General features: G+C 70.1%; 12 protein-coding genes. 8 read left to right on the top strand and 4 right to left on the bottom strand.

Annotated elements, in window-relative coordinates:
* Nucleotides 1-72 precede the first annotated feature (72 nt).
* From AB0J09_RS09505 to AB0J09_RS09475, 7 genes are read left to right on the top strand one after another with little or no spacing between them, the layout of a single operon-like run.
* Nucleotides 73-1239 carry a hypothetical protein gene (locus tag AB0J09_RS09505; RefSeq protein ID WP_360687784.1) on the top strand — a complete coding sequence of 389 codons (1167 nt, stop codon included), beginning with the start codon at nucleotides 73-75 and terminating at the stop codon, nucleotides 1237-1239.
* Nucleotides 1236-3353 carry a tetratricopeptide repeat protein gene (locus tag AB0J09_RS09500; RefSeq protein ID WP_360687781.1) on the top strand — a complete coding sequence of 706 codons (2118 nt, stop codon included), beginning with the start codon at nucleotides 1236-1238 and terminating at the stop codon, nucleotides 3351-3353. The genes AB0J09_RS09505 and AB0J09_RS09500 overlap by 4 nt, the downstream gene beginning before the upstream one ends.
* A complete protein-coding gene (locus AB0J09_RS09495; RefSeq protein ID WP_360687778.1) occupies nucleotides 3344-4195 on the top strand; it encodes a protein phosphatase 2C domain-containing protein in 852 nt (283 codons plus the stop codon). Before AB0J09_RS09500 ends, AB0J09_RS09495 begins: the two co-directional genes overlap by 10 nt.
* Nucleotides 4188-5477 (top strand): VWA domain-containing protein, encoded by a 1290-nt coding sequence (locus AB0J09_RS09490; protein ID WP_360687775.1) that lies wholly within the window; start codon nucleotides 4188-4190, stop codon nucleotides 5475-5477. Before AB0J09_RS09495 ends, AB0J09_RS09490 begins: the two co-directional genes overlap by 8 nt.
* A complete protein-coding gene (locus AB0J09_RS09485) occupies nucleotides 5477-6106 on the top strand; it encodes an FHA domain-containing protein (RefSeq protein ID WP_360687772.1) in 630 nt (209 codons plus the stop codon). The genes AB0J09_RS09490 and AB0J09_RS09485 overlap by 1 nt, the downstream gene beginning before the upstream one ends.
* Nucleotides 6103-7485: a hypothetical protein gene (locus AB0J09_RS09480; RefSeq protein WP_360687769.1), complete on the top strand. Its 1383-nt coding sequence runs from the start codon at nucleotides 6103-6105 to the stop codon at nucleotides 7483-7485. Before AB0J09_RS09485 ends, AB0J09_RS09480 begins: the two co-directional genes overlap by 4 nt.
* Nucleotides 7482-8288, top strand: a complete 807-nt coding sequence (locus tag AB0J09_RS09475; RefSeq protein WP_360687766.1) for a transporter substrate-binding domain-containing protein — start codon at nucleotides 7482-7484, stop codon at nucleotides 8286-8288. Before AB0J09_RS09480 ends, AB0J09_RS09475 begins: the two co-directional genes overlap by 4 nt.
* A gap of 47 nt (nucleotides 8289-8335) precedes the next feature.
* Here AB0J09_RS09475 and rpoD read toward each other — a convergent pair whose 3' ends face one another.
* A complete protein-coding gene (gene rpoD, locus AB0J09_RS09470) occupies nucleotides 8336-9439 on the bottom strand; it encodes an RNA polymerase sigma factor RpoD (RefSeq protein WP_360687763.1) in 1104 nt (367 codons plus the stop codon).
* A 447-nt stretch (nucleotides 9440-9886) separates the two neighbouring features.
* Nucleotides 9887-11728: a DNA primase gene (gene dnaG, locus AB0J09_RS09465; protein WP_360687760.1), complete on the bottom strand. Its 1842-nt coding sequence runs from the start codon at nucleotides 11726-11728 to the stop codon at nucleotides 9887-9889.
* Nucleotides 11729-11870: 142 nt separating this feature from the next.
* On the opposite strand from dnaG, the gene AB0J09_RS09460 reads away from it, so the two are divergent.
* Nucleotides 11871-12791 carry a M23 family metallopeptidase gene (locus tag AB0J09_RS09460; protein WP_360687757.1) on the top strand — a complete coding sequence of 307 codons (921 nt, stop codon included), beginning with the start codon at nucleotides 11871-11873 and terminating at the stop codon, nucleotides 12789-12791.
* Here AB0J09_RS09460 and AB0J09_RS09455 read toward each other — a convergent pair.
* Nucleotides 12751-13914 (bottom strand): FAD-dependent oxidoreductase, encoded by a 1164-nt coding sequence (locus AB0J09_RS09455; RefSeq protein ID WP_360687754.1) that lies wholly within the window; start codon nucleotides 13912-13914, stop codon nucleotides 12751-12753. The genes AB0J09_RS09460 and AB0J09_RS09455 overlap by 41 nt on opposite strands.
* A gap of 67 nt (nucleotides 13915-13981) precedes the next feature.
* Nucleotides 13982-15202: a deoxyguanosinetriphosphate triphosphohydrolase gene (locus AB0J09_RS09450; protein WP_360687751.1), complete on the bottom strand. Its 1221-nt coding sequence runs from the start codon at nucleotides 15200-15202 to the stop codon at nucleotides 13982-13984.
* Nucleotides 15203-15255: the final 53 nt, after the last annotated feature.

The raw sequence follows: 15255 nt of genomic DNA, 5'->3' as shown, positions 1-15255 counted from the left end.
CGTTAAGTCGATAGGACCAAGGGGGCATCGGGGGCCCGCTTCACGGGGAGCGTGATGAGCCTGGGACCACCAATGAGCAGGGAGGGCGTGGAGCACGCCCTGCGCGCTCGCACCGACGAACGCGACCGCATCTCCGGTGACCTGCTCGATCTCGAATCCCACACCACCTACCAGCTGCTCAAGGGAGCCTCCTTACGCGGGGCGACCCAGCGGAGATGGGCCGCGGCACAGGAGTCGCTGGCCGCGCTGTGGTCGCTGAACGACGCGTACCGGGCCGTGTTACGCGACGCCGAGCAGATCAGGGCCGCCCGCTCCAAGCTGGGCGCCGAGCAGCTGGAGGAGCTGACCGAGCTGCTCGCGGGCACGTCCGTGGTGCTGCGGACCGTCGCCAAGCCGGTCGAGCAGCGCTCGCTGCTCCCCCAGCAGGACGAACGGCTGACCCTCGACCAGACCGTGGCACGGATGGACGCCGCCTTCCGCGAGGTCACGTCCGCCCTCAATGACATCGACGCCGTGTGGAACACCGTCCTGCCCCGCCTCGACGGCGCCGACAGCGACCTGCGCCACATCCGCGACCTCGAACGCGAGCTCGGCGAGAGCGCCGACCTCGCGGCGCAGGAGGCCGAGCTGAAGCGGCTGCGCGCCTCGGTCCTCGAAGACCCGCTCGGCGCGTCCGTCGAGCAGGACCTCGACCGGCTGGCCCGGCTGCTGGCCGGCTCCCGCACGGAGCTGGAGCTGGCGCTCACCGTCAAGGCCGAGTACGGCAGGCGCAGGGAAGACCTCGTGGCCGCGCTCGACCGGGTCCGGGCGGCCGAGAGCGAGGCCAGGCTGGCCCACGGCGCGGTCGTCGTCAAGATCGCCCTGCCGCCGCAGGCCCAGCCGCGGAGCCGGGCCGAGTCGCTGGCCGCCGAGCTGGACGCGCTCGACGCCTCGGCCGACACCTGGGTGCTGCGGGCCAAGCGGCTGGCGGGGGTGGAGGAGGAGGCCCGCAAGTCAGCCGAGCAGTCGCTGGCCACGGCCAAGGCGCTCTACGGCCTGGTCGGCAGGCGTGACGAGCTGCGCGGGCGGCTCGGCGCCTGCCAGGTGATGGCGGTGCGCAAGGGCCTGGCGGAGGACCCCGCGGCCTCCGAGCTGTTCGAACGGGCGCGCGTGCTGCTGTGGAGCGCGCCCTGCGACCTGACGAAGGCGGCGGCGGCCGTCGAGTCGTACCAGCGCGCGATACACGGAGGTAAGGGATGACCCGCTGCGCGCAGCCCGGCTGCACGGGCACGATCGAGGACGGCTACTGCGACCTGTGCGGCCACTCGGCCAGCGCGCCCGCACCTCCCTCCCAGCCCTCCGTCCCGCTCCAGACTCAGCCGGTGAGCAGGTCGGTCACCTCGCCGGTGAGCAGCGGCAGGTCGCGGGCCGGCAGGCTGGCCACCATCGCCGACCTGCCGTCGGTGCCCTACCGCGACCCGACCACGGCCGTCATGGCCGACCCCGTGGTGCCCGAGGAGAAGCGGTTCTGCGCCAACCCGGCGTGCGGGAAGAAGGTCGGCCGGTCCAGGGAGGGGCGGTCCGGGCTGACGGACGGGTTCTGCCCGCACTGCCGCACCCAGTTCTCCTTCACCCCCAAGCTGGGCAAGGACGACCTGGTGGCGGGCCAGTACCGGGTGCTGGGCTGCCTGGCACACGGCGGGCTGGGCTGGATCTACCTGGCCTCCGACGAGAACCTCGACGGCATGTGGGTGGTGCTCAAGGGCCTGCTCAACACCAACGACGCCGAGGCGCTGGCGGCGGCGGAGGCGGAGCGGAAGTTCCTCACCACGGTCGACCACCCCAACATCGTCAAGATCCTCAACTTCCAGCGCTCCGGCGGCTTCGGCTACATCGTCATGGAGTACGTGGGCGGCCAGTCCCTCCACGAGCTGCGCCGCCAGGGCCCGCTGCCGCTGCGCGAGACCCTCATGTACGGCCGGGAGATCCTGCAGGCGTTCGCCTACCTGCACGAGCACGGCATGGTCTACTGCGACCTCAAGCCGGCCAACGTGATCAGGGTCGGCAAGCGGCTCAAGCTCATCGACCTCGGCGCGGTGCTGCCCATCGGCTCGCCGCCGGGCTCCGGGTGGGCCACGCCCGGCTACCACGGCCCCGAGGTGGAGACCCACGCCGCCGCGGCCACCGCCGACCTCTACACCGTGGCCAGGACGCTGGCAGTGTTGGCCGTCCCGGGCTTCGTCCCGTACGCCAACGGCGTGGCCACGCCGCTGCCCGACGACTGCGGGCACCCGTCGTTCACCCGGCTGCTGCGCAAGGCGACCGCCGTCAATCCCGCCGACAGGTTCCAGAGCGCGGAGGAGATGGAGGAGCAGCTCGTCGGGGTGCTGCGGGAGGTGAGCGCCCTCCAGGACGGCGTGCCGTACCCGGCTCCCTCGCCGATGTTCGGGCCCGAGCGGACCGCGGTGGGCACCGCGCTGTCGGAGGACGCCGGCGAGGTGTTCGGCCGGCTCGACCCGGCGTCGGTCGCGGGCGCGCTGCCGGTGCCGCTGGTCGATCCGGCCGACCCGGCGGCGGGCGCGCTGGCCGGCCTGCTCGGCCGCGACAGCAAGGAGCTGATCGACCAGCTGGCCGCGATGCCGCAGACGCCTGAGACGAAGCTGATGCGGGCCAGGCTGCTGGCGGAGGAGTGCGCGGCCGAGGCCCCGGTCGCGCTGAGCGAGCTGGACAAGGAGCTGCCGGGCGACTGGCGCGTGAGCTGGTACCGCGGGGTGCTCTCGCTGGCCACGGGGCAGCTCGACCAGGCCGTGTCGATGTTCGACTGGTGCCTGTCGGCGCTGCCCGGCGAGCTGGCGCCGAAGCTGGCGCTGGCGTTCGCGCTGGAATGCGCGGGCAAGCCGGCGGCCACCTGGTACGAAGGCGTCTGGCGGACCGATCACTCCTACGTGAGCGCGGCGTTCGGGCTGGCCAGGTCGGGCAGGATGAGCGTGCTGGACGAGGTGCCCGCCCACTCGATCTACCGGATGCCGGCGCAGGTGGCGCAGGCGATCTCCGTCGTCCGGCGGCCCGACCTGGGCGTGCTCGTCACGGATGACCTGGTGGGCGCGGCCGACCGGCTGTCCAGGCAGTCCGGCCTCGACCCGCGCCGCCGCGACGTGCTCACCGCCGAGCTGCTCACGTCGGCGCTGGCCTGGCTCAAGACGAACTCACCGCCGAAGGACGCGCAACTGGCCGGCGCGCCGTTGACCGAGGTGGGGCTGCGCAAGCAGCTCGAGTCGATCTACCGCAAGCTGGCGGTCGCGGCCGAGTCGCGTCAGGAGCGCCACGCGCTCATCGACCAGGCGAATGCCGTACGACCTAGGACGTGGCTGTGATCTGCCCTGTGTGCGAGGCGCCCGTGCTGGAGGGCGACACCTACTGCGAGGCGTGCGGGCACGCCCTGGGCGCGCCGGCCTGCGCGTCGTGCGGCGCGCCCGCCGTGGACGCGGAGGGCTACTGCGAGCGCTGCGGCCTGCGCCAGCCCACCGGCAGGGACCACGCGGAGATCGTGCTCGACGGCGGCGCGGCGGCCGTCACGGACAGGGGGCTGCGCCGCAGCCGCAACGAGGACGCGATGGCCCTGCTCTGGTCCGGAGAGGCGATCGTGACCGTGGTCTGCGACGGCGTGGGCAGCTCGCCCAGGGCCGACGAGGCGTCCGCGGTGGCCGTCGAGACCGCCTCCGCCGCGCTGGCCAGGGGGCTGCCGCAGGAGGAGGCGTTCGACCTGGCCGGCCGGGCGGTGGCCAAGCTGGCCACGTCCGTGAACGACGCGCCCGCCAGCACGTACGTCGCCGCCGTCGTCGAGCGGGGCCGGATCACGTTCGGCTGGGCCGGCGACACCCGGGCCTACTGGCTGCCGGCCCCCGAGCAAGGCGCGGCAATCAGACACTGCATCCTGCTGACCGTGGACGACGCGGTCGAGACCGGCGAGATCACCGCCTGGCTCGGCGCTGACGCCGTCGACGTCGCGCTCCACGTACGCACCCTCACCCCGGAGGAGCCCGGCCTGCTGCTCGTCTGCAGCGACGGCCTGTGGCGCTACCTGGACGGCTACGCCTTCCCCAGCACCGGGACCCCCATCGAGATGGCCCGCGAGATGCTGCGCCACGCTCTCGACTCCGGCGGCCAGGACAACGTGACCATCGCCTTGATCCCTCTAGGAGTAACGCATGGGTGACCAGCCCACTTTCACCCTGACCATCGACCAGAACAAGTACCTCCCGACCGACGGCCGCGAGGTGCACGCCATCCTCACGGTCGGCTCCACGGGCGGCGTCGTGACCACGCAGTCAGTGGTCACGGAGGCCGCCGAAGTGATCATCATTGACACGTCCGGCTCGATGAGCGGCAGCAAGATCCGCGAGGCCAGGCAGGCGGCCGCGACCGCCGTGCACACCCTGCGTGACGGGGTCCACTTCGCGGTGATCGCGGGCACGGAGCGGGCCAAGGTGATCTACCCGGGCGGCAACGCCAACCTGGTCAAGGCCAGTCCGGCCACCAGGGCCGAGGCCGAGCGGGCGATCAGCCGGTTGTCCGCGCACGGCGGCACCGCCATGGGCGAGTGGCTGAAACTGGCGGGCCACCTGTTGTCGGCGCACCCGTCGGCGATCAGGCACGCGCTGCTGATGACCGACGGCCAGAACAACGAGCGCCCCGACGTGTTCGCCTCCGTGCTGGCGGGCTGGAGCGGCAAGTTCGTGTGCGACTCCCTGGGGATCGGTGAGGACTGGGTGCCCGCCGAGCTGCGGAGGGTCTCGGAGGCGATGCTCGGCACGTTCGACTTCGTACGGAACCAAGGGGATCTGTCCGAGTTCTTCCGCAGGCTGACGCAGACGTCGATGAGCAAGACTGTGGCCGAGCTGTCGTTGCGGGTGTGGGTGCCGCAGACCGCCACGCTGAAGTTCGTCAAGCAGGTCTCCCCCACGCTGCTCGACCTGACCGGCAAGCGCAACGACGTGAACCCGCTGACCGGCGACTACCCGACCGGCTCGTGGGGCTCCGAGGAGCGCGAGTACCACATCTGCGTGGAGGTACCGCCGGGGCAGATCGGCCACGAGATCAGGGCCGGCTGGGTCAAGCTCGTACGCCCCGACACCCAGGAGGTCCTGGCCAGCGGGAACGTGCTCGCCCAGTGGACCGACGACCTGGCGCAGTCCACCCGGATCAACAACAAGGTCGCCCACTACACCGGCCAGGCCGAGCTGCACGAGCTCATTCAGGACGGGCTCAGCGCCAGGGCGATGGGCGACGTCGACACCGCGACCGCCCGCCTGGCCAAGGCCAAGGAGCTGGCCACCCAGTCGGGGCGCGAGGACACCGCCAGGCTGCTGGAGAGGGTGGTCGAGGTCGATCCGGCCACCGGCACGGCCAGGCTGCGCAGGAACGTGGACAAGGCGGACGAGCTCGAGCTCGACACAGGCTCCGTCCGTACCAGCCGGTTGCGCAAGGAAGGAAGCTGATGGCCACTTGCCCGCAGGGCCACGCGTCGGGCGACGACGACTACTGCGACATCTGCGGCGCCCAGATGAACGGCGCGCCCGCACCGCAACCTCAGGCCCAGGCCGCGGCCTCTGCGGCCGAGGCGTGCCCGGTCTGTCAGACGCCGCGCGCCGGGCAGTTCTGCGAGGTGTGCGGTCACGACTACACCGGTAACAGCGCCTCCGTCTCCGTCCCCGTGAGCGGGGCCCAGTGGGAGGCCGTCACCGCCGCCGACCGCACGTACTACGAGAAGGTCATCGCCGAGGGGGGCCCGGACGCGGCCGCGATGGCGTTCCCGCCGTACTGCCCCGAGCGCTCGTTCGCGCTGGCCGGCGAGCAGGTACGCATCGGGCGGCGCAGCAGGGCCAGGAACGTGGCCCCTGAGATCGACCTGACCGGGCCGCCGGAGGACCCGGGCGTCTCCCACCTGCACGCCGTGCTGCTGGCGCAGCCGGACGGCTCGTGGACGCTGGTCGACCCCGGCTCCGCCAACGGCACCCAGGTGAACGGCAAGCCCGTCAAGCTCAACGTGCCGGTCAGGATCGGCCCCGGCGACAAGATCCACCTGGGCGCGTGGACCGTCATCACCATCAGGGAGGGCACGCCGTGACCCTGGTGCAGTCCCAGCCCCAGGCGCCCGTGGCGCAGGCCCAGGGCGTCTCTGCGCCCGTGCGCCGGAGCGTGCCTGGCAGGATCCGGGTCATCACCGGCATCGCCGTCGCCTCGCTGGCCCTGCTCTTCGCGGCGCTCGCGGTCGGCAGCACGAGCGCCCGCGAGGGCCTGCAGGTCATCGGGCGCGACGCGGGACCGCAGGTGGTCGCCACCGCCGATCTCTACCTGGGCCTGAGCGACATGGACGCGCAGGTGGCCAACGTGCTGGTGATGGGCGACCAGTACGCAGCGCAGCGCCAGCAGGCGCTCGACCGGTACGAGCAGCAGCGGTCCAAGGCCAACGAGGCGCTGATGCAGGCGCTCTCACTGGCCGACACCAGGGCCGAGCGGGAGACCGTGCGGTCGGTGCTCGACAAGCTGGGCCGCTACGAACGGCTGGCCGGCCAGGCGCTGCTGCTCGACGAGCGGTCCAAGCACGCGCCCGGGCCGCCTCCGCAGGAGGTGGTGCTGACCTACCGCGAGGCCACCAAGCTGATGCGGGTCGAGCTGCTGCCCCAGGCGTACAACCTGACCTTGGAGAGCGGCACGATCGTGCGCGCGACCTATGACGAGAAGGCGGTCATGGTGCCGCTCCTGCGGGTCGCGGTGGTGCTGGCCGGGCTGCTTGCCCTGGGCTGCCTGATCTGGCTGCAGGTCTTCCTGGCGCAGCGCTTCCGCCGGGTCTTCGGGCCGGCGCTGCTGGTCGCGACCGTGACGACCGCGGTCGCGCTGCTCTCCGGGATGAACGTGCTCGGGACGGACGAGGCCGCGCTGCATGAGGCCAAGCAGTCCGGGTTCGACTCGGTGCTGACGCTGGCCAAGGCGCGTTCGATCAGCAACAGCATGCAGGGCGACGAAAGCCGCTACCTGCTGGACAAGGAGTGGGCCGACACCTACGAGCACACGTTCCTGGACAAGGCGATGACGGTGGTCTACTTCAAGGCGGGCAACCTGCGTACCTACCACGACCAGGTCGCCCAGGGCTCCAGGGACTTCCTCGGCTTGCTGGGGCCCGAGCTCGTCGGCAAGGAGGGCACCAACGCGCTGGAGGCGTACCGGAGCTTCCAGGCCTCCGACACGAAGTTCCGGGAGCTGGTGGCGAGCGGCAAGACCAGCGAGGCGGTCGCCGAGCGGCTCGGCCCGGTGACCACGGCGTTCGACGCGTACGACCGCGCGCTCCTGGCGCTGTCCGCCAGGCACCAGACCCAGTTCACGCGCGCGATCGACAACGGCGAGAGCGCGCTGGACAACCTGTGGCGGCTGCTGCCCTTCGCCATCGGCGGGATCGGCCTGCTGGTGATAGCGGGCGTATGGCCACGACTCAAGGAGTACCGGTGAAGCGGGCGCTGGTGGTGGTGCTGGCCCTGGTCGCGACGGCGGTCGCGGGCTGCGGGACCGACGGGCAGGAGTCGGTCGTGGACAAGGACAAGATCGTCATCGCGGTACGCCCCGACCTGCCGTCGGTCGGCTTCCGCCGGCCCGACGGCAGGTTCGAGGGCTTCGACGTGGACGTGGCCGCCTACATCGCCCGCAAGCTGCACAAGGAGGCCACCTACATCCCCGTGCTGGCCGCCGACCGGCAGAAGGTGCTCACCGACGGCACGGCCGACCTGGTGCTGGCCACCTTCACGGTCGACCAGGAGCGCAAGAAGGACGTGCTCTTCGCGGGGCCGTACCACATCTCCTACCAGGACATCCTGCAGCGGCCCGACGAGACGATCAAGAACGTGCGCGATCTCAAGGGCCGCAGGATCTGCAACGTCAAGGGCTCGAACGCGGCCGACCGGGTCGTCAAGGAGCGGGAAGTGGCGGCGCAGCTCGTGCCGTTCGACGACTACAAGGCGTGCGTATCGGCGCTGAAGAGCAAACAGGTGGACGCGGTGACCACCAACGACGTCATCCTGGCGGGGCTGGCCACCCAGGACGGCACGGGGCTGAAGCTGGCCAACGCGCAGTTCAACGAGCAGCGCACCGGGGTGGGCATGCGCAAGAGCGACGTCCCGGGGTGCGAGGCGGTGAACCGGGCGATCACCGACATGTACCAGGACGGGACGGCGAGCAGGCTGCTGCACCGGTGGTTCGGCAAGTCGGGGCTGGACCTGTCGACCATCGCGGTGCCGCAGTTCGAGGGCTGCTCCTGAGCATGGGACGGGCCCGGGCGGCACTCGCCCGGGCCCGTCCCCTCGGATCAGTCCAGGTAGTCCTTGAGCATCTGTGCGCGGGTCGGGTGGCGGAGCTTGGCCAGGGTCTTCGACTCGATCTGCCGGATGCGCTCCCGCGTGACGCCGAACTCCCTGCCCACCTCCTCCAGCGTGCGTGGATGCCCGTCGGCCAGGCCGAAGCGGAGCTGGATGATGCGCTGCTCGCGATCGGACAGCGTGGCCAGGATGTCGTCGAGCTGGTCCTGCAGCATGATGAAGGCCGCGGCCTCCATCGGCACGACAGCGTCGGCGTCCTCGATGAAGTCTCCGAGGTCGGAGTCCTCCTCACCGATCGGCGACTGCAGCGACACGGGCTCCTGGGCGATGCGCTGGATCTCCACCACGCGATCGACAGGGAGGTCCATCTCCTTGGCGATCTCCTCGGGAATCGGCTCGCGGCCGAGGTCCTGGTGGAGCTGGCGTTGCACCCGTACGAGCTTGTTGATGGTCTCCACCATGTGCACGGGGATGCGGATCGTACGAGCCTGATCGGCGATGGCCCGGGTGATCGCCTGCCTGATCCACCAGGTCGCGTAAGTGGAGAACTTGTAGCCCTTCGTGTAGTCGAACTTCTCGACCGCACGGATGAGCCCGAGGTTGCCCTCCTGGATCAGGTCCAGGAAGAGCATGCCGCGGCCCACGTACCGCTTGGCGATCGACACCACGAGCCTGAGGTTGGCTTCGATGAGCCGCTGTTTGGCTCGAGTGCCCTGCCAGACGAGCTCCCTGAACTCCGGGAAGGCCAGACGCGAGACCCCGTTGGCCAGCTTGTCCTCGGCGAACAGGCCGGCTTCGATCGACTTGGCGAGCTCCACCTCCTCCTCTGCGGTCAGCAAAGGCACGCGGCCGATCTCCCGTAGATATATACGGACCAGATCACTGGTCGGCGCCCGCTTGCCAACGTCTTCCTCATCGGCGCGGGTGGACTCCTCGTCGCCCTGGGGCTCGAGGACCTCCACGCCGTTCTCGGCGAGCATCCGCACGACGCGTTCCAGCGCGTCGGACGGCAACTCGGACCGGTCAAGCGCGGCTGCGACGTCATCGACGGTTACGCTTCCGCGCTCCCTTCCCTTCGCGACGAGGTCCGCCACCTGATCTACCGATGGCGGTCCGCTTGACAGCACCGATGCACCCACGGGAGACAGTCTGCAGTATTGGTTCCATCAAATGGCAGACCCATTTTTGTCACCGAAGGTAAGACGATCGTCCTTACCGAATTGAGATCGCTTTTAGGTTTGGCCGGAGTTTGATCAGGAAAGTAAAGTCAATTACGCGGTCTGGTTTCAGGCGCCCGGCGACACCCCCCGGCCGGACGCAACTCTTTCGCTGCCCTGACGTCGTTGTCCGGCACCTTTGTCACCTGTTGGACCGCGCCAAGTTCCCTGGTCAACCACCCTGATATGCGGCTTGTGATCGCGGCCAAACTGTTACCAACCACCGGCGTGATACACCCGGCTCTTAGGGGTTCAGTGCGCGTCCCCGACCTCACATCGATCCGGACGCGCCGGGTCCACTTGCCGCCGGCCCGCGCCGGGCGGTCAGCTCCCGGCGGCGCGGTCGCGGAGGACGCGGCGCTGCTGCTCCAGCGCCACCAGCTCACCGAACAGCTTGTTGTACTCCTGCTGCTCCTCCACCGGATTGAGCCGCTGGATCCGCGACTTCACCGCCGCGATCGCCCGGTCCACCGCGATGGCCTCGATGGCCGCCAGCATGGCCCCGGCGTACCGCTCCTCGGCATGTGCGTCCGCCTGCATCGGCTCCACCGCGAACCGGGTCACCAGCACCCGGGCCCCCTCCTCGTGCGCGTGCTCCAGCAGCAGGTCCACCCACTCGCGACCGCCGTAGGCACCCGCCGCCACACCCCCGGCGGCCACGATGACCTTGTGCAGCGTCACATGGTCGGGAGCCGTGAAGGCCTGCGGATCGAGCGCGTCGAAGCGGGGCCCCAGCAGCGCCGGACGCTGCACGGCCAGCTTGAGCAGCTCACCCTCCACCCGCACGCTCGGATCGACGGGCGCCGCCTTGGGCGCGCGCCGCAGGCGCCCCTGCTGCGCCCCGCCCACCTCGGCGATGCGCTGCATGACGAAGCGCTCGTCCATGAAGCCCAGCCACCGGTCCAGGTCGATGGCGTACCGCTTGCGCAGCCCCACGTCCTTGATCCCTGCCACGATCGGCGCGGCGGCGTCCAGAGCGGCGATCTTGCCTTCGTTGCTGCGCAGGTCGTAACGGGAGATCGTGCTCCTGATCGCGAACTGGAACAGCGGCTCCCTGCTCGCGATCAGATCCCGCACGGCCGCGTCGCCCTGCTTGACGCGCAGGTCGCACGGGTCGAGCCCGTCGCCCTGCACCGCGACGTACGTCTGCGTGACGAACTTCTGCTCGTCGGCGAACGCCCGCAGCGCCGCCTTCTGCCCCGCCGCGTCACCGTCGAAGGTGAAGATCACCTCGCCCCGGAACTCGGCCTGGTCGAGCAGGAACCTGCGCAGGATCTTGATGTGCTCCTCGCCGAACGACGTGCCGCACGTGGCCACCGCCGTCGGCACCCCGGCCAGATGGCAGGCCATCACATCGGTATAGCCCTCGACGATCACCGCCTGAGCCCGCTTGGAGATCTCCCGCTTGGCGAGATCAATCCCATAAAGCACCTGGCTCTTCTTGTAAAGCGGCGAGTCAGGCGTATTGAGATATTTCGGCCCATCATCGGAATCAAGCAACTTCCGTGCGCCAAAACCGATCACATCGCCCGTCGCGTCCCTGATCGGCCAGATCAGCCGCCCCCTGAACCGGTCGATGGGCCCCCGCCGCCCCTCCTTGGCCAGCCCGCCCTTGACCAGCTCCTCGGCCGTGAATCCGCGCCCCAGGAGATGGCGGGTGAGCGCCTCCCACTCGGCGGGCGCGTATCCCACGCCGAACGTCTCGGCGTCGGCCCGCTCGAACCCGCGCTCCGACAGGAACCGCCGCCCGGCCGCCGCATCGGGCTTGAGCAGCTTGTCCGCATAGAACTCGGCCGCAGCCTTGTGCGCCTCGATCAGCCTGGCCCGCTCGCCGTGGTCGCGCCTGGGAACGTAACCGCCCTGCTCGTACTGCAGCTGGATCCCGGCCCGCTGCGCCAGCCGCTCGACCGCCTCACCGAACGATAGGTGCTCGATCTTCTCGACGAACGTGATCACGTCGCCGCCTTCGGAGCAGCCGAAGCAGAAATACATCCCGCGCTCGGGGGTGACGTTGAAGGACGGGCTCTTCTCGTCGTGGAAGGGGCACAGGCCCTTGAGGTTGCCGCCCCCCGCGTTGCGCAACTGGATGTGCTCGCCGATCACATCGGCGATGGGTGAACGCTCGCGTACGAGCGCGATGTCGACGTCACGGATCCGGCCAGCCACGCCGGTGAGTCTATTCCGCCCCACCGACGCTTCCAGCCGGTACGGGTGCGGTACGGGATAGACGGGCATTACCTGTGGGTTGCGAAAGGGGGAAAGCGGCTCTGCGAGGTGCCCTCGTCGGCTACAAAGGTAAAGGTTGTCGGTGGAAACGGTGACACGGGTGGAGATCATGCGATCGGGGCATCTCGGACGATGGGCGGCCGTCATGGGCGCTGTGCTGCTGACCGCTGCCTGCTCCCAGGCCACCGGACTGGCCGGGGTCAGCGCCCAGTCGCCCGCCACTGCCCCGCCCGCCACGGCCTCGGCCTCGCCCGCGGCGGCCTCGACGAGCCCGGCGACCTCCGCGACGCCCAGCCCGACGGCGGAGCAACAGGCGGCCGAGCAGCCGCCCAAGGGTGACGACCCGGTCAGGGTGCCGCCGCCGAAGCTGTCGAAGTACGAGTACACGTTCCCGGTCAAGGGCTGCAAGACGACCTACCAGCGCAAGCTGCTCGTGCTGCCCAAGACGACGATCTGGGCCGGGCAGGGGTGCGCGTTCGTGGCGCCGGTCGGCGGCGTCGTGGACGAGGTGAACGTCCAGAACAAGTGGCGACCGTCCACGGACGTCGGGGCCGACCGCGAGGGAAGGTTCGTCACGATCATCGGTGACGACGGCGTGCGTTACCTCGGCGGCCACCTCGACTCGGTCGCCGACGGCCTCAAGCCGGGCCTCCGGGTCAAGGCGGGCCAGCTGCTGGGGCGGGTGGGCAGGTCGGGCAACGCCCGCGACACCGGGCCCAATCTCTACTTCGCGATCTCGTGGAAGACGGGCCCGGCCTTCTGGTGGGTACGCAGGGGCATGGTCAAGCCGTGGGACTACCTCGACGCCTGGCAGTCCGGCAACCGCACGTACTCGCCCAGGGAGGAGACGCTGGCACTGCGCGGCAAGCTGGGCGAGACCCCGCGCTGCACCGTGCAGTGCGCGTCGAAGAAGACCCCGCAGGCTGGGAAGACGCAGAGCCCGAAGGACGACGATGGCCTGATCATCGTGGACCCGTCGACAACTCCTTTTGGTCAACAATGACGCCTGACCTGATGAGCTCCTGGATCTCGTCCACGACGTCCCAGGTGTTGACGTTCATGCCGGCGATCACCCGGCCGCCGCGCAGCCAGTACGCGATGAACTCCAGGCTCGCGGGCTCGCCGCGGTAGACGATCTCGTCGTAGCCCTCGATGTCGCCGGAGAACTCCATGCCCAGCTCGTACTGGTCGGTGTAGAAGTACGGGATCAGGTCGTAGACCACGTCCTGGCCGAGCATGGACCTGGCGGCCGCCGGGCCGCCGTGCAGGGCGTTGGCCCAGTGCTCGACGCGCAGGCGGCGCCCGTACAGGGGGTGGAAGGGTTCGGCCACGTCGCCGGCGGCGAACACGTCGGGGTGTGAGGTGCGCAGAGCGGCGTCGGTGAGGATGCCCTGGCCGACGTCGAGCCCGGCCTCGCGGGCGAGCCCGACCTCGGGCACGGCTCCGATGCCGACCACCACGAGGTCGGCGGCGAGCCGCTCGCCCGAGCTGAGCCGCACGCCGGTGTCGGTGATCTCGGCGGCGGCGGTGCCGAAGCGCAGGTCCACTCCCTTGCCGGCGTGCAGGCGCGCGAACAGGTCGCCGAGCTCGTGACCGAGCGCCCGGTTGAGCGCGGTGGGCTCGGGCTCGACGACAGTGACCTCGCAGCCCGCCGCACGGGCGGCCGCCGCGGTCTCCAGTCCGATCCAGGACGCGCCGACGATGAGCACGCTGCCGGCGGTGGCGAAACGTTCCTTGAGCGCCTCGCTGTCCTGGACGGTACGCAGGTAGTGGGCGGGCCCCGGCAGGCGTCTCGGGGTGGCGCCGGTCGTGATGAGCAACTTGTCGTACGGCTGGCGCGACCCGTCGCCGAGCCTGACCAGGTGATGATCGGGCTCAATGCGGGTGACGCGGGTGCCGAGCCGCAGATCCACGCCGTTGTCCGCATACCACTCGGGGGCGTGGACGAAGATCTTGTCTCGTTCGCTCTTGCCCTGGAGGTACTCCTTGGACAGGGGCGGTCGCTCGTAGGGCCGCTCTGGCTCGGCGCCGATCAGGACGATCTCGCCGTCGAAGCCTTCCTCGCGTAGCGTCTGCGCGGCCTTGGCTCCCGCAAGTCCCGCGCCGACGATCACATATGTGGCCATGGGCGCAGTATCCGCCCGCCGGGGTCATGGGAAAAGCCTGGTGGCCAGGCTCATGGAGAAAGCTTGGTCAGCGGGAGAGCCTGCGGTGCCAGGCCACCGCCGAGGTGTCGGTGAGCGAGGCGATCTGGTCGATGACCACGCGGACGCGGGCCGCGTCGTCGGGGGCCTCCAGGTACGCGGGCCTGAAGGCGGGCTCCAGCGTGCCCGGCGCGCCCAGCGTGATCAGGGCGGCCAGCTCGCTGATGAGCTCGCGCTGCCTGGCCTGGTTGGCGTTGTGGTCCCTGGTGGTCATGACGTAGTGGGCGGTCACGCCTTTGAGCAGGGCGCACTCCAGCCGGGTGGCGTGGGGGACGACGAGGTCGGCGCGGTGGCGGGAGCCGTGCACCTCCTTGGTGGCGGCCTGGGCGGAGCGGCAGAAGCGGCCGATGAGCCCGCTCGTGAGGGCCTTGAGGCCGGCCAGGTCGGCGAGCGTGGCCTCGAAGCGGCGCGGCCAGAGCGGGTCGATGATCAGCCTGGCGAAGATCTCTTCCAGCTCGTTGAGGTCGGCGTACGGGGCGTACCAGGTTTGGGTGGTCTCGCACACCTGCGTGCGCTCGATGGGCGACCGGAGCGCCTCGGGCGTGACGTGGCCGGAGTGCAGGGCGTCCTCGAGATCGTGCACGGAGTAGGCGACGTCGTCGGCCCAGTCCATGATCTGCGCTTCGAAGCTCACCCGCCCTTCCGGCGCGCCGTCCCTGATCCACCGGAACACGGGTAGATCATCGTCATATACGCCGAACTTTGGGGACTTAACGCATGTCCAGGGATATTTGATGGAAGCATCGAGGGCTGCCCGCGTCAGGTTCAGCCCGGCGCTGCGGCCGTCCTCGGTGAGGACCTTGGCCTCCAGCCTGGTCAGCAGGCGCAGGCTCTGCGCGTTCCCCTCGAAGCCGCCACATGAGGCCGCCAGGGCGTTGAGTGCCATCTCCCCGTTGTGCCCGAACGGCGGGTGCCCCAGGTCGTGCGCCAGACAGGCCGTCTCCACCAGGTCGGGATCGACGCCGAGCGTGGCGCCCATCTCCCTGCCGACCTGGCCGCATTCGAGGGAGTGTGTGAGCCTGGTGCGCGGGATGTGCTGGCCGCCGCCGAGCGTCTCGCCAGGGCCCACGACCTGCGTTTTCGCGGCCAGCCTGCGGAGTGCGGCGCTGTGCAGCACCCGAGCCCGATCGCGCTCGAACGCGGACCGCTCAGGATTGCCGGGAGGTTCCGGAACCCAACGGTCCTGATCGTGCTGGTCGTAGTACGGCATTGCTTAGGCGATTTTATCCAGTTTCCCGACTCCGCTAGTGTCAAGCCTCGCGA

Source organism: Nonomuraea sp. NPDC049784, from assembly GCF_040659615.1.
Taxonomy (GTDB): domain Bacteria; phylum Actinomycetota; class Actinomycetes; order Streptosporangiales; family Streptosporangiaceae; genus Nonomuraea.
The sequence above is the reverse complement of the archived record's forward strand: the minus strand, read 5'-3'. Positions and strand labels throughout refer to the sequence as shown.

Excerpts from the sequence above, each read along its gene's own strand:
- AB0J09_RS09490 (WP_360687775.1), top strand. The coding sequence starts at position 4,188 with ATGGGTGACCAGCCCACTTTCACCCTGACCATCGACCAGAACAAGTAC.
- AB0J09_RS09485 (WP_360687772.1), top strand. The coding sequence starts at position 5,477 with ATGGCCACTTGCCCGCAGGGCCACGCGTCGGGCGACGACGACTACTGC.
- AB0J09_RS09505 (WP_360687784.1), top strand. The coding sequence starts at position 73 with ATGAGCAGGGAGGGCGTGGAGCACGCCCTGCGCGCTCGCACCGACGAA.
- AB0J09_RS09450 (WP_360687751.1), bottom strand. The coding sequence starts at position 15,202 with ATGCCGTACTACGACCAGCACGATCAGGACCGTTGGGTTCCGGAACCT.
- AB0J09_RS09500 (WP_360687781.1), top strand. The coding sequence starts at position 1,236 with ATGACCCGCTGCGCGCAGCCCGGCTGCACGGGCACGATCGAGGACGGC.
- AB0J09_RS09455 (WP_360687754.1), bottom strand. The coding sequence starts at position 13,914 with ATGGCCACATATGTGATCGTCGGCGCGGGACTTGCGGGAGCCAAGGCC.